1 protein-coding gene is annotated in these 241 nt (G+C 52.3%); it reads right to left on the minus strand.

Features of this window, described 5'->3' with window-relative positions:
• Position 1: 1 nt before the first annotated feature.
• On the minus strand, positions 2 to 241 hold a 240-nt coding region (locus ACYP03_RS27725), incomplete at its 5' end, for an rRNA adenine N-6-methyltransferase family protein (protein ID WP_459782901.1).

Consider the following 241-nt stretch of genomic DNA (forward strand, 5'->3'; position numbering starts at 1 on the left):
CTTAATGGCTGTGGTTAGCATCCAGCCAGTTCGCCATCGGCACGAATTGCTCAAGGCTCAGGTTTTCAGGTCGGGTTGACGGGGTGATCCCCAGACTCTCCAGTGTCTCACTGTACATCAGTGCTTTATAACAGTTTCGCACGGTTTTGAGGCGCTGGTTAAAAACTTCGCTAGTCACACGATCCAGCCATTTCAGGTTCGTACACGGGTGCGGCAACGTCTCATTCGGCGACAGTAGTAC

Source organism: Photobacterium sp. R1 (assembly GCF_054600795.1).